14 protein-coding genes are annotated in these 13,588 nt (G+C 38.0%); 9 read left to right on the top strand and 5 right to left on the bottom strand.

From position 1 onward, the window contains the following. Nucleotides 1–39: 39 nt before the first annotated feature. The 4 genes from C7B89_RS15880 to C7B89_RS15865 all read right to left on the bottom strand — a co-directional run bounded on the left by C7B89_RS15880 (nt 40) and on the right by C7B89_RS15865 (nt 2,752). On the bottom strand, nt 40–612 hold the full coding sequence (locus C7B89_RS15880; RefSeq protein ID WP_048392241.1) for a 5' nucleotidase, NT5C type: 573 nt from the start codon (nt 610–612) through the stop codon (nt 40–42). Between the two features lie 12 nt (nt 613–624). Next, nucleotides 625–1,740, bottom strand: a complete 1,116-nt coding sequence (gene ispG, locus C7B89_RS15875; protein ID WP_004230987.1) for a flavodoxin-dependent (E)-4-hydroxy-3-methylbut-2-enyl-diphosphate synthase — start codon at nt 1,738–1,740, stop codon at nt 625–627. A gap of 96 nt (nt 1,741–1,836) precedes the next feature. Next, entirely contained in the window at nt 1,837–2,181 is a 345-nt protein-coding gene (locus tag C7B89_RS15870) for a hypothetical protein (RefSeq protein ID WP_004230996.1), read from the bottom strand. A gap of 52 nt (nt 2,182–2,233) precedes the next feature. Beyond that, entirely contained in the window at nt 2,234–2,752 is a 519-nt protein-coding gene (locus tag C7B89_RS15865; protein ID WP_066036426.1) for a DUF1189 family protein, read from the bottom strand. A gap of 194 nt (nt 2,753–2,946) precedes the next feature. Here C7B89_RS15865 and C7B89_RS15860 point away from each other — a divergent pair, with 194 nt between their 5' ends. The 4 genes from C7B89_RS15860 to C7B89_RS15845 all read left to right on the top strand — a co-directional run bounded on the left by C7B89_RS15860 (nt 2,947) and on the right by C7B89_RS15845 (nt 8,386). Further along, nucleotides 2,947–4,578 (top strand): Na/Pi cotransporter family protein, encoded by a 1,632-nt coding sequence (locus C7B89_RS15860; protein ID WP_048392243.1) that lies wholly within the window; start codon nt 2,947–2,949, stop codon nt 4,576–4,578. Between the two features lie 62 nt (nt 4,579–4,640). Continuing rightward, nucleotides 4,641–5,120: a DUF456 domain-containing protein gene (locus C7B89_RS15855; RefSeq protein WP_004230999.1), complete on the top strand. Its 480-nt coding sequence runs from the start codon at nt 4,641–4,643 to the stop codon at nt 5,118–5,120. A 175-nt stretch (nt 5,121–5,295) separates the two neighbouring features. Further along, nucleotides 5,296–5,901 carry a superoxide dismutase gene (locus C7B89_RS15850; RefSeq protein WP_016995356.1) on the top strand — a complete coding sequence of 202 codons (606 nt, stop codon included), beginning with the start codon at nt 5,296–5,298 and terminating at the stop codon, nt 5,899–5,901. Between the two features lie 280 nt (nt 5,902–6,181). Then, on the top strand, nt 6,182–8,386 hold the full coding sequence (locus C7B89_RS15845) for a peptidoglycan D,D-transpeptidase FtsI family protein (protein WP_048392244.1): 2,205 nt from the start codon (nt 6,182–6,184) through the stop codon (nt 8,384–8,386). Nucleotides 8,387–8,736: 350 nt separating this feature from the next. On the opposite strand, the gene C7B89_RS15840 is transcribed toward C7B89_RS15845, so the two are convergent. After that, the gene (locus tag C7B89_RS15840) at nt 8,737–8,928 is read right to left on the bottom strand and encodes a hypothetical protein (protein ID WP_009370174.1); all 192 of its coding nucleotides are present in this window, start codon (nt 8,926–8,928) and stop codon (nt 8,737–8,739) included. Between the two features lie 243 nt (nt 8,929–9,171). On the opposite strand from C7B89_RS15840, the gene C7B89_RS15835 reads away from it, so the two are divergent. From C7B89_RS15835 to phoU, 5 genes are all read left to right on the top strand, one after another. Beyond that, nucleotides 9,172–10,146, top strand: a complete 975-nt coding sequence (locus C7B89_RS15835) for a PstS family phosphate ABC transporter substrate-binding protein (RefSeq protein WP_004231003.1) — start codon at nt 9,172–9,174, stop codon at nt 10,144–10,146. 64 nt (nt 10,147–10,210) lie between these two features. Further along, nucleotides 10,211–11,158: a phosphate ABC transporter permease subunit PstC gene (pstC, locus tag C7B89_RS15830; RefSeq protein ID WP_054549134.1), complete on the top strand. Its 948-nt coding sequence runs from the start codon at nt 10,211–10,213 to the stop codon at nt 11,156–11,158. 1 nt (nt 11,159) lies between these two features. Then, nucleotides 11,160–12,038 carry a phosphate ABC transporter permease PstA gene (gene pstA / locus C7B89_RS15825; RefSeq protein WP_048392246.1) on the top strand — a complete coding sequence of 293 codons (879 nt, stop codon included), beginning with the start codon at nt 11,160–11,162 and terminating at the stop codon, nt 12,036–12,038. A 12-nt stretch (nt 12,039–12,050) separates the two neighbouring features. Next, nucleotides 12,051–12,884, top strand: a complete 834-nt coding sequence (pstB, locus tag C7B89_RS15820) for a phosphate ABC transporter ATP-binding protein PstB (protein WP_048392247.1) — start codon at nt 12,051–12,053, stop codon at nt 12,882–12,884. A gap of 13 nt (nt 12,885–12,897) precedes the next feature. Next, on the top strand, nt 12,898–13,557 hold the full coding sequence (gene phoU / locus C7B89_RS15815; protein WP_048392248.1) for a phosphate signaling complex protein PhoU: 660 nt from the start codon (nt 12,898–12,900) through the stop codon (nt 13,555–13,557). Nucleotides 13,558–13,588: the final 31 nt, after the last annotated feature.

Raw genomic sequence — 13,588 nt, 5'->3', positions numbered from 1 at the left:
GTGAAATTTTCATCCAACCTTGCCTACAGCTCTTAATACTTATTTGAAAAATTGTGTAATAAATTGATTCGCTTCCTGCCAGTTATAAACCCTCACAACATTATTAGGAACGGCAAGACGATTATAAGGTGTATCAAATAACACAACAGGTATTTTTAATTCCTCTGCCAGCATCACAGCATTATCATGCTTATCCTCAAAGAAAGCTTCTACACGATGTTTTTTTGCAGCGGCTAGTTTATCATGGCTGCCGAGAAGCTCGATATGGTCGTAAGGTATAGCTTGCGATTTAAACCAATTGACAGTGATGTCTGCTACATTTTCACCACGTGCAGAAATATAATACAGCTCAAAATTATTTTTCCAAGCGCTTAGAATATTTTTTGCATCTTTTGCCACCTCAGAGACTTCGTACATATAAGGTTCATTTTCCTTAAACCAAGTATTAAAGGCACTTCGGTCAATAGGGTGTGGGAAGGCAGATAAAAAATCATATTCACAAACATCATCTAGCGTAATATTTACATTGTACTGTTTATTAATATGTGGAATGAGTGTACTTGGACATGTCACAGTCCCATCAATATCAATACCAAAGCGGGGCTTTTTCATGCTAGCACCTCCTTAGGCATTCGCTTTTTGAGCTTCTTCCGCTGCACGTTTTTCTTCCATTTCTGCTGCTAATTTATCAATTTCTTTCTTCAGTTCTTCCACCATTGTTTCTTCTGGCACTTTACGGACTGTTTTCCCCTTCATGAATAACAAGCCTTCACCACGGGCACCAGCAATACCGATATCTGCCTCACGCGCTTCTCCAGGACCGTTTACTGCACAGCCTAGAACAGCCACTTTTAACGGTACATTTAATTTTGAAATATATTCTTCTACTTCATTTGCAATAGAAATTAAATCAATTTCAATGCGTCCACATGTTGGGCAAGAAATCAAAGTTGCCATATTAGAAGCGAGGCCAAAGGATTTTAATAGTTCCCGTGCTACTTTAACCTCTTCTACAGGGTCAGCGGAAAGGGAGATACGTAATGTGTTTCCTATACCTTTTGATAGGATGGCTCCAAGACCTGCTGCTGATTTTACAGTACCAGCAAATAATGTTCCTGATTCTGTAATCCCTAAATGTAGCGGATAATTAAAGGCTTTAGACGCCTTTTCATAGGCTTCAATGGCAAGGTTAACGTCAGATGCCTTCATTGATACGATAATATCGTGGAAGTCCAAGTCTTCCAAAATTTTAATATGGTGTAGAGCAGATTCTACCATACCATCAGCCGTAGGATAACCGTATTTTTCTAAAATATGACGCTCTAATGAACCGGCGTTTACACCAATACGAATTGGTATACCTTTTGCTTTGGCTGCATTAACAACAGCTTCCACTTTTTCTTTACGACCAATATTACCTGGATTAATACGTACTTTATCAATACCATTTTCAATGGCTTTTAATGCTAATCTATAATCAAAATGAATATCAGCTACTAATGGAATATGAATACGTTTTTTGATTTCGGCAATCGCGTCCGCTGCACGTTCATCTGGTACAGCAACACGAACAACTTGACAGCCTGCTTCCTCAAGACGAAGAATTTCTGCAACTGTTGCTTCTACATCATGTGTTTTGGTTGTACACATACTTTGAATGAATAATTCATTACTACCACCAATTGTTAAGTTACCGACACGCACAGGACGTGTATTTGAACGGTGACAAATTTCACTCATTAACTTTCTCTCCTTTTCGGGCCACTATTTTCAGCCGTCACTGTCATTTATTTTAGCAGTGTAAGAAAATAAGGACAAGGAAGAAACGCTAACTTTTCATTTTCCGCATTTGTTTTCAAGCTCAAATGAGAGAGGAAGCTTGATATTTTCACCTGGAACTAGTGCTTGTAATTGTAAGTGTGGGTTTAAGTTGTAAAAAAGTTGTAAGCGTTCTGGAAAGGTCATGGGAACTTTAGCAGGGTGTAGAGCAAATAAACTATGAATGGTATCTCCTTCAATCGTTTGTACAGTAATATAATTTGGCTCACGCTGTTGTTCACAAAGTCCGTTTTCTGAGCTCTTTGTGGATAAAGCCGCAAGTGGGATGGACCCTTCTGTTAAATCTACTTTGACGACAAAGGCAATTACGATGATGATAGTTGTTAAGATGAATGCTCGCAAAAAATCCCCTCCTTTTCTACACTATATTGAGAAGAGAGGGGATTCATGCACATTATTTTATATTTGGTTGTTTTGGATATTTTGTAAAGGCCACAATTAATAGAGAGATGGTTAAAAATAAAGATAGTACAGTGATAACAGTACTGCTAACGGGCAGATAGTCTGCTAACATCGAAAGTAACGTAGCCCAAGTGATCGCAAAGGTAGTTGTTCTCCAGATATGGCGATACTCACCCCGACGCTTCATCGCCTTCAAGATAAATAAACCTGCTAAAGCATAAAGGGCAATTTGTGCAAAAATAAGCATTGTTGTCACGACGAAAAGCATTAGGAAGGTGAATGGATATAAGAGCCATTTAATGCCCTCTATGTAATCTGTTAAACCAGTTAAACTATCCATATCGAATGTATCAACGGACATACCTGCTGCAAAACGACCTAAAGAGAATACGGACACAATGGTAATCAGTAGAAAAGTATATTGAATAACCTTTCCAATAGGTAATAAACGATAGGCTGCTAGTTTTTTAGGATGTATAAGACTATCAATAAAAAGCTGTGAGTGTTTCATGCTATATCTCCTCCAATCGATATTTTAACATGTTCAATGAGGACAAGATATGAAAGAAGTATAAATGAGGAGGGTCTTGATGTTAAAATGTTAACATTATGTAAAGAAGTTAAAGGATTTCTTTACTTTTTGTTTGGAATCATTTAATGATTAGAACGAGGGTAGTAGAGATGTAGGAATTGGAGCGAAAACAATTGACAATAGATTGGCAAAGCATTCTCTTTCAGTTTTTAGGCGGACTAGGGGTCTTTTTATTTTCCATTAAATTCATGGGGGATGGGCTTCAAAAATCAGCGGATGATCGGTTACGTGAATGGTTAAATCGCTTTACCACAAACCCTGTTATGGGTGTCCTGGTAGGTATATTTGTAACAATTTGCATACAATCAAGTTCTGCCACAACAGTCATCACTGTAGGGTTAGTGAGTGCTGGTTTTTTAACACTGCGTCAAGCAATCGGCGTCATTATGGGGGCAAATATTGGTACAACTATTACAGCATTTATTATTGGTATTAATATTGGACTCTATTTTTACCCTTTATTGGCAATTGGGGCAGCCTGTTTATTTTTCTTAAAGAAAGCAACGTATCAACATATTGGTCAGATTCTATTTGGCTTTGGCGGTTTATTTTTAGGGCTAGAGTTGATGAGTGCTAGTATGCAGGCGTTACACCAGCTTGCAGATTTTGCATCGTTAACGCTTCATTTAAGCAATCAACCGATATTAGGCATATTTTTAGGAACCATTTTCACATTACTTGTGCAAAGCTCTACCGCAACGGTGGGGGTATTGCAAGGTTTATATGCAGAACAATTAATTGGTTTAAATAGTGCCTTACCGATATTGTTTGGGGAAAATATTGGCACGACCATTACAGCTGTTTTAGCTTCTCTTGGTGCTTCTATTTACGCTAAGCGTGCAGCAGCGGCTCATGTATTATTTAATGTGATTGGGACGATTATTTTCATGTTATTGTTCACACCGTTTATGCAATATGTACAGTGGATCAGTGGCGTATTTCATTTAGAGCCTCGCATGCAGATTGCCATTGCTCATGGCTCATTCAATGTCTTTAATATGATGATCCAACTACCATTTATTGCTGGACTCGCAGCCTTAGTTACAAAGCTATTGCCGGGACATGATGGCCATATCAATGTAACAACTAAGCATTTAGATCCTTCATTCATTGATTCCTCTCCTGCTATTGCGCTAGGTCAAGCTAAAGAAGAGGTATTACGCATGGGTGAACATGCATTGCGTGGGTTAGAAGAAACGTTTTTATATATGAAATCTGGAGAGACAGAGCATATTCCGACGGTGCTACAGCTAGAAGTCGGGCTTAATCATCTAGACAATGAAATTACTGATTATTTAGTAATGGTGTCTAAGCAGCCTCTTTCCCGTGCAGACTCTGTAAGACATCATACTTTATTGACAAATGTAAGGGATTTTGAACGAATTGGGGATCATTTTGAAAATATATTAGAGCTTTTACAGTACAAAGATCACCACGAGGTAAGCTTAAGTAAATCAGCGCGACAGGACTTAATAGGTATGTTTAGTTTAGCCATAGAGGCAGTGCGCAAAAGTATAGAAGCATTAGATACCGCTAGCTTAAGTTTAGCTCAAGAAGTAACAGAGCTAGAAAGCCTGATTGATGATATGGAAGATAAACTACGTCAAAAGCATATTGCCCGATTAAACACAAATGAGTGTAGTGGGGCTGCAGGAATTGTTTATATGGATATCGTTAGCAACCTAGAGCGTATAGGAGACCATGCAGTAAATATTGCAGATTCTATTTTAGGCATTCGTCATTAATGAAACTTTTCACTTTGTTATTTCGTATGAAAGGCAATGCACGTTAAAAGGAGAGAATCTTTATGGAAGTTGTTGGCTGGATCTTAGTGATTGCCTGCTTTATTATTTCATTTATTGGTTTAGTATATCCTATTATTCCCGGAGTACTGTTTTTAGTCGGTGGGTTTTTGCTCTATGGCTTATTTTTCTCATTCGCAGAGCTAAGCTGGTGGTTTTGGGTCATTGAAATACTATTTGTCGTGTTGTTATTTGGGGCAGATACTGTGGCAAATGCGTTTGGCATCAAAAAGTTTGGTGGTTCCAATGCTGGTATGTGGGGGAGCACCATTGGGTTATTAATTGGTCCATTTGTGATCCCTGTGGCAGGGATTTTAATTGGACCATTTTTAGGGGCTGTGATTGCGGAACTAATCGTTGAGAAACGTACATTTAGTGAGGCAGTGAAAAGTGGTGTAGGTTCTTTAATTGGCTTTTTGACATCTACTGTTGTCAAGGCTGTTATTCAAATTGTTATGATTATTGTATTTTTTATCGCCATTTAATGCCTTTCTTTTAAGGTTTAGTGTGTGAGAGAAAAGGGTAAGATAGTAAACATATCGGTATTTCGGTCAAAAGGCTGAAATCTACAAATTGAAGTATTTTTCGTTGAATGGTTTGACCAATTTTGATAATCTAAGGATGTACTAATTATTTCTTATTTTAGGGAGGAACTTAACAATGGCTTACGAATTACCACAATTAACTTACGCTTATGACGCATTAGAACCACATATCGATGCAAAAACAATGGAAATTCACCATTCTAAACACCACAATACTTATGTAACAAACTTAAACGCAGCAGTAGAAGGTACTGAATTTGCAGAAAAAGACATTAACGACTTAATCGCAAACCTAGATGCTCTTCCAGCTGACAAACAAACTGCTGTACGCAACAACGGTGGCGGACATGCTAACCATACATTATTCTGGGAAGTAATCGCTCCAGGCGGTTCAAATACACCAGTTGGTGAAGTAGCAAAAGCAATCGATGCTAAATTCGGTTCTTTCGACGCTTTCAAAGAAGAATTTGCTAAAGCTGCTACAACTCGCTTTGGTTCAGGTTGGGCTTGGTTAATCGTTGATGGTGACTCAGTTGCTGTTACGTCTACTCCAAACCAAGACTCTCCAGTAATGGAAGGGAAAACTCCAGTTTTAGGCTTAGATGTATGGGAACATGCATACTACCTAAACTACCAAAACCGTCGTCCAGATTACATCGGTGCTTTCTGGAACGTAGTAAACTGGGATGTAGTAGAAGCTAAATTCCAAGCTGCAAAATAATAACGAATAATTGGCTGTGCCTAAAGTGAGCAATCACGGAGGCATAGCCTTTTTTTGTTGGATAAAACAGCAAATTAAGGGATAGAATCTGAAAATATCAGGATAATGAAGACGAAATATAAGGAGAGCGTGAAATAGGGCAACCTTTCTCCATAAAGTACCGTCAAATAAATGATGTTTTACATAAGAAATCGAAAGTGCGTGCTTTTCTGTCATACCTTCGAATGGTATACTAGGTATCGTGTATTGAAATGATCAGAAGATGAGGAGGGGAATACATATGCGCAAAGCACCTGGAAAAAATCGCGCGGCGAGTGTTAAAGCAAAACATCATTCTAACTTAACATTTCGTATGAATATCCTTTTCTTTGCAATATTTATCGTATTTTCAATGTTAATTTTTAGACTTGGCTATATGCAAATCGTCAAAGGGGAAGATTATGTACGTATTTTAGAGCGTACAGAAGAAGTTCCTGTCAACACAAGTGTACCAAGGGGACGCATGTATGATCGTTACGGTCGTATTTTAGTGGATAATCACCCGGAAAATGCCATTACGTATACGAAAATGCAAACGACCACAACAGAGGAGATGCTTGATATCGCGAAAAAGCTGGCACAGTTAATTGAACAGCCAACAAAGCGTGTCACATTGCGTGATAAACAGGATTTTTGGATATTACAAAATCACGATGCTGCCTATGAAAAAGTCACAGAGGCAGAAAAAACAAAAATTAATGCACAAGAAAATATTACAACAAGTCAAATTAATGCAGAGATTGATAAACTGGTACGGGAACGTATCACAAACGAAGAACTTTTACAATTAACAGAGGCAGATTTAGAGGTATTAGCGATTTATCGTGAGATGGTATCTGGCTATAATCTATCTCCTCAAATTATTAAAAGTGAAAATGTATCAGCTGATGAATTTGCTCGTGTATCTGAGCGTTTAACTGAACTACCAGGTGTTAATACAACAACAGACTGGAAACGTGTCAAATTATCATCTTTATCTATTCTTGGGCGTACAACGGTCCCAACAAAAGGGATACCAAAAGAGAAGCTCAATTACTATTTAGCACGTGACTACTCACGTAATGACCGTGTGGGAGAAAGTTACATTGAAGCACAATATGAAGAATTACTACAAGGTCAAAAAACAGTCGTCAAAAATATTACCAATAAAAAAGGTCAAGTAGTCGATACAGTCACAACCTATGAAGGGGAGCCAGGTAAAGACTTAATCCTTTCATTGGATAGTGAGCTGCAGGCTGAAACGGATAAGATTGTAGAAGAAGAACTGCTTAACTTAAAGGCACTTCCAGGCTCCTATTTATTAGACCGTGCCTTCCTTATTATGATGGATCCAAATACAGGCGACATTTTATCGATGGTAGGTAAGAAAATAGAAAAAAATCCCGAGACAGGGCAAAATGAAGTCATTGACTATGCATATGGATCGTTTACAACAGCCTATGAGGCAGGTTCATCTGTTAAAGCAGCAACAGTCCTCACTGGCTACAATCAGGATGTTATTTCGATGGGTACTTCAATGGGAGACGAGCCGATTATATTAGCTGGCACGGACCCGAAAACGTCTATTTTTAACAGGGCTGGATATATCCCGATGAATGACTTGTTAGCATTAGAACGTTCTTCCAACTCCTATATGTTTAAAATTGCGATGCTGCTTAATGGAACCCCTTATAGTTATGGTATGCCATTACGCTTAAAGGACGATACGTTCTCAAAAATGCGTAATAATTATGCGCAATTTGGTTTAGGTGTGAAAACAGGCATTGATTTACCAAATGAATTTAGCGGAGTGCGTGGTCCATCAGGTCCAACAATGGGTGGTAAAACACTTGACTTGGCGATTGGTCAGTATGATACGTATACACCACTTCAACTTGCACAATATATTTCAACAGTTGCCAATGGTGGCTATCGTATTCAGCCACATGTTGTGAAAGAGGTTCGAGACCCATCACAGGATGGGAAGCAATTAGGGCAGTTAGTAACAGAAGTAGGTCCAACTATTTTGAATCAAATAGATAATCCTAAAGAAGAGATCGATTATGTAAAGCAAGGGCTACGTCGTGTATATACTGGTTCACATGGTACAGCACGAGCACAATTTGCCGATACTCCATATACAGCTGCAGGGAAAACAGGGACAGCAGAGGTAGTGTATTATGGTCCGTTACGTGAGCACTACGGCACAAATACGATTAATTTAACGCATGTTGGCTTTGCCCCATATGAAAATCCTGAAATTGCCTATGCAGTTGTGATCCCATGGGTTAATACAAATTTAGCGCCACACTACTATCAAAATAATGTCATTGCTAGACGTTCTTTAGATAAGTATTTTGAATTAAAAGCAAAATATCAAGCTGAAAAAGTAACTGATAGCAATGTAAAACAGCCAATTTTACCAGCGATTACGGAAGAAAAAATTGGAGAGAATGAGCAGGAATAAAGGGTATTGGATATGCGCTAATACAAAACGGATTTGGAAAAATTATTTTCCAAATCCGTTTTATTTTTACTTTTTTATGAATTTTGAATGATGTTAAGCTAATCCTTAAGTAAATATGGAATGTATAGGAATGTATAGCTTGTTTTGGCAATAATAAGGTATTGAAATACTAGCTGGGTGATTTCTATTCATTTTCAAAAGTCCACTATAGCGATTGTTGACATTGTGCGCAATTCAGAGGTACTTGTCAAAATTGCTGATGAACTGAATATGTTGTGAAATTTAAACTTAACTAAGTAGTGAAAGGGGCGTTTGCATAGCAAAACGCCCCTTTCAGATATTTAGTGCCTTTATGCGGATAATTGCTGAATGGCTAATTCAAATTGCTCTCTTGGTTTTACCCCATAAAGTTCTATATTGTTATAGAAATAAGAAGCAAGCATAAAATCAATCGCCTCTTGAAGTGTGTAGTCCCGATGTTCCATTACTAATGATAAATATGTTTTAAAATAATCGACATTTTGTACTTTTGCATGTTTCATGACAAAGGTCAAACTCTCCTTATCATTAAAATAAATATTTCCTGACACAATTGCTTATTATAACACCTTTCCTATAGGAAGCAAGTTTCCCCTATTGTAAATTCATCTTTACAAACGTTTACAAAGCATTACATTCCTTTACATCTCTTTTACGAACCGTTTATACGACTTCAACATTCAGTCATTATAGTAAAGATTGTAAGACAAATAACTATAAAACAGTTCATGACGGAGGCAAATGAGATGAAAAAGTGGAAGTACTTAACGATGACAGCGGTAATGGGTTCTGCATTAATGCTAGGTGCATGTGGTAGCGATTCTGCACAAAACGGAAACAATACAGAAACGAACGCACCAGCAAGCTCAGGACAAGAAGCTGCTGATGAAAAGCTACAAGGGTCTGTAGCTGGAGATGGCTCATCAACAGTAGCACCAATCATTGAGGCAGTTGTTGAAGAGTATGCAGGTACACAACCAGATGTCAAAGTATCAGTGGGGGTTTCTGGTACTGGTGGTGGTTTTGAAAAATTCATCGCAGGTGAAACAGACTTTTCAAATGCATCTCGTAATATAAAAGATGAAGAGAAAGCGAAATTAGAAGAAGCGGGCATTGATTTTACAGAGCTAGCTTTAGCATATGACGGTTTATCAGTAGTCGTGAACCCAGAAAATGATTGGGCGAAGGACTTAACGGTAGAACAACTACAAAAAATTTGGATTGAAGATGGGACAGAGAAAAAATGGTCTGATATTGATCCATCATGGCCAGATGAAAAAATCGTTTACTATTCACCAGGTACTGATTCAGGCACATACGACTACTTTGATGAAGTGATTTTAGATGGAGCAGATCTAGTAAGCTCAGCAACATTATCAGAGGATGATAATATGCTAGTGCAAGGTGTAGCTGGTGATAAAAATGCGATTGGCTTCTTCGGTTATGCTTACTACCTTGAAAATAAAGATAAATTAAACATTGTCAAAGTAAATGGCGTAGAGCCAACAAATGAAACAATTGAAGGTGGCGAATATACACCACTTTCACGTCCATTATTCACATACGTAAAAAATAGTGCAATGAAGGACAATGAAGCAGCATACGACTTCATTAAATTTACACTTGAAAACGCAGGCGATATGGCTGAAGCAGTGGGCTATGTTCGTTTACCTGAAGAAAAATATACTGAAGGCTTAAAAACTTTAGAAGGCTTAAAATAAGAAGACATGCATAGAGGGGAAGAGATGTATGCTCTTTCCCTCACTTATTTGAAAGGAGCTCCCAATGGTTTCTCAAAAGGAAGATAAGACATCATCTGTGCAGCAATTAATTGTAAATTCGCGCAACCAAAAAACAAAGAAAATAGTGGAAAAAGCCATGCCAGCTCTATTATTTTCTGCAGCTATTATTTCGATATTAACAACATTTGGCATTGTTTTCACCCTTATTTTTGAAACGTTTGAATTCTTTAAACGTGTGTCGATTACGGATTTCCTTTTCGGTACTAAATGGTTACCGTTTTCAGGTAACGAACCGTTATTTGGGATACTGCCATTAATCGCTGGTACATTAAAAGTGACACTTATTGCAGTTGTAGTAGCTGTACCATTTGGAATTGCTTCAGCTATCTATTTAAGTGAATATGCAAGTGAGAAAACACGACGTACAGTGAAACCTATTTTAGAGGTATTAGCAGGTGTGCCAACAATTGTTTATGGCTTCTTCGCTTTAACATTTGTCACACCAGTTTTACAAGAAATTGTACCTGGACTCAAACTATTTAATGCATTAAGTCCTGGTATTGTTGTAGGGATTATGATTTTACCAATGATTACATCTCTTTCAGAAGATGCTATGTCATCTGTACCAAATAGTATGCGTGAAGGAGCCTTAGCTCTAGGTGCGACGAAATTTGAAGTAGCAATCAAAGTAGTATTACCAGCTGCGCTTTCAGGGATTGTCGCTTCTGTTGTGTTAGCTATTTCCCGGGCAATTGGGGAAACAATGATTGTATCGCTTGCAGGTGGTTCAACACCGAAATTTGACCTCAATGTGACAGACTCTATTCAAACAATGACTGCATACATTGTACAGGTTTCAACTGGTGATGCGGGTTATGGTACAACCATTTATTACTCAATTTATTCAGTAGGATTTACACTATTTATCTTTACTCTAGTAATGAATTTACTTGCTCACTATATTTCGAAACGCTTCAGGGAGGTTTACTAGCATGCGCTATATGGATGACACAGTCGTCATGAAACGAATGACAAAGCGTATTACAGCAAATAAAGTCTGGAAAACTCTCTTTTTCTTAGCTACTACGTTTGCACTTGTTGCTTTAGCTATTTTACTGTACCGCATTGTGACACAGGGGATTGATTACTTAAATATCGATTTCTTGACGAATTTTGCATCACGATTTGCGGATAAGGCAGGTATCAAAGCTGCTTTAATCGGTTCGCTTTGGTTAATGGCAGTTGTAGCACCAGTATCCATTATTTTAGGAGTTGGTACTGCGATTTATTTAGAGGAGTATGCCAAGAAAAATAAAATCAATGACTTTATTCGCATGAATATATCGAATCTAGCAGGTGTTCCTTCCATTGTTTTTGGATTACTTGGATTAACTATTTTTGTACGTATGATGGGTCTAGGAAAAAGTATTTTAGCTGCTGGCTTTACAATGAGTTTGTTAATTTTACCTGTTATCATTGTAGCGGCTCAAGAGGCTATTCGTGCAGTGCCAAACGAACAACGTGAAGCTTCATATGGCATGGGTGCAACGAAATGGCAAACGATTTTGCGTGTTGTATTGCCAGCTGCCATTCCAGGTATTTTAACAGGAAGTATTTTAGCCTTGTCTCGTGCCATTGGAGAAACAGCTCCACTAGTTGTAATTGGAATTCCAGTTATCCTCCAGTTTTTACCGAATGGTTTACTGAGTCAATTTACAGCATTACCAATGCAAATATATGATTGGGCAAAACGACCACAAGAAGCCTTTCAGTACGTAGCAGCCGCAGGTATTTTAGTGCTTATGACAGTGCTGCTATTAATGAATTCGATTGCCATCTATATCCGAAATAAATTCCAAAAACGTTATTAATGAGGTGACCTTATGGTATTAGATTTTAAAGAGGAAAAAACAATTGTCAAACGGAATCAGGCAACGACTAAGCCTATAGCAGATGTGGCGAAAAATATTGTCTATGATACACGCAATTTAAACTTATGGTATGGTGATCATCATGGTTTAAAAGATGTTAATTTAAGCATCTATGAAAATGAAGTAACGGCTATTATTGGACCATCTGGCTGTGGGAAATCTACGTATCTAAAAACATTAAACCGCATGGTTGAACTTGTACCAATCGTACGTACATCAGGAGAAATTTTATATCGTGAGCGAAATATTTTAGATAAAAACTATACGGTAGAGGAATTAAGAACACGTGTAGGTATGGTATTCCAAAAGCCAAACCCGTTTCCAAAATCCATTTATGATAACATTGCCTATGGACCAAGAATTCATGGCATTAAAAATAAAAAAATTCTCGATGAAATTGTGGAGAAATCATTAAGAGGGGCAGCCATTTGGGACGAGGTAAAAGACCGTTTGAATCAAAATGCTTACGGATTATCAGGTGGTCAGCAACAACGTATTTGTATTGCACGTTGCTTAGCGATTGAGCCTGATGTCATCTTAATGGATGAGCCAACATCTGCCTTGGACCCGATTTCTACGTTGAAAGTGGAAGAGCTGGTTCAAGAACTGAAAAAGGATTATTCCATTGTCATCGTGACACATAATATGCAGCAAGCGGCACGTATTTCTGATCGTACAGCATTCTTCCTAAGTGGAGAGGTTGTCGAATACGATAAAACGGATGTTATTTTCCAAACACCAGCAGATCAACGTACAGAAGACTATATTTCGGGACGTTTCGGCTAAGGAGGAGCAATGAATGATCGTACGTGAACGTTTTGAACAAGAGTTAAAAGAGGTACAGGGACAATTTCTTGCAATTGCTAATAGCAGTATCCTTGCATTAAAAACAGCTTTTGAAGCATTGGTAGAGCAGGATTTAGAAAAGTCTTTGAAAATTTTGGAGGACGATTTAATCATTAATCGCCTTGAAGAAGAAATTAATGACCATGTGATCCTAATGATTGCCAAGCAACAACCAGTAGCAACAGATTTACGCCGTCTCATGGTTCTCGTAAAGGCAGCTTCAGATATGGAAAGAGTAGGGGACTATGCGGTTAATATAGCTAAAGAAGCAATTCGAATTGGTAAGGAGCCGATGATATTTCCAATAACAAATCTCCAAACCATGTGCAATAAAACAGTAGAAATGCTAGAGAGCATCATGAAGGCCTTTACTGAGGAAGATACGGTACGCGCTAAAGAGATTGCAGAGTTAGATGATTACGTGGACGATTTATACGGGGCAACGATCACCCTTTTACTCCGTGCTGGGGTAGAAAACCCCTCCCATATTTCACAGATTACGCACCTAACATTTATATGCCGCTATTTAGAGCGTTCTGCTGACCATGCTACAAATATTGCTGAACATCTATTTTACTTAGTAAAAGGCAAACATTATGAATTAAATAATTAAGAAAGAAGAGCTGCGTTTTAGCTCTTTTTTT

The organism is Lysinibacillus capsici (genome assembly GCF_003367505.1).
GTDB lineage: Bacteria > Bacillota > Bacilli > Bacillales_A > Planococcaceae > Lysinibacillus > Lysinibacillus capsici.
This window is presented reverse-complemented; position numbering and strand designations above follow the sequence as displayed.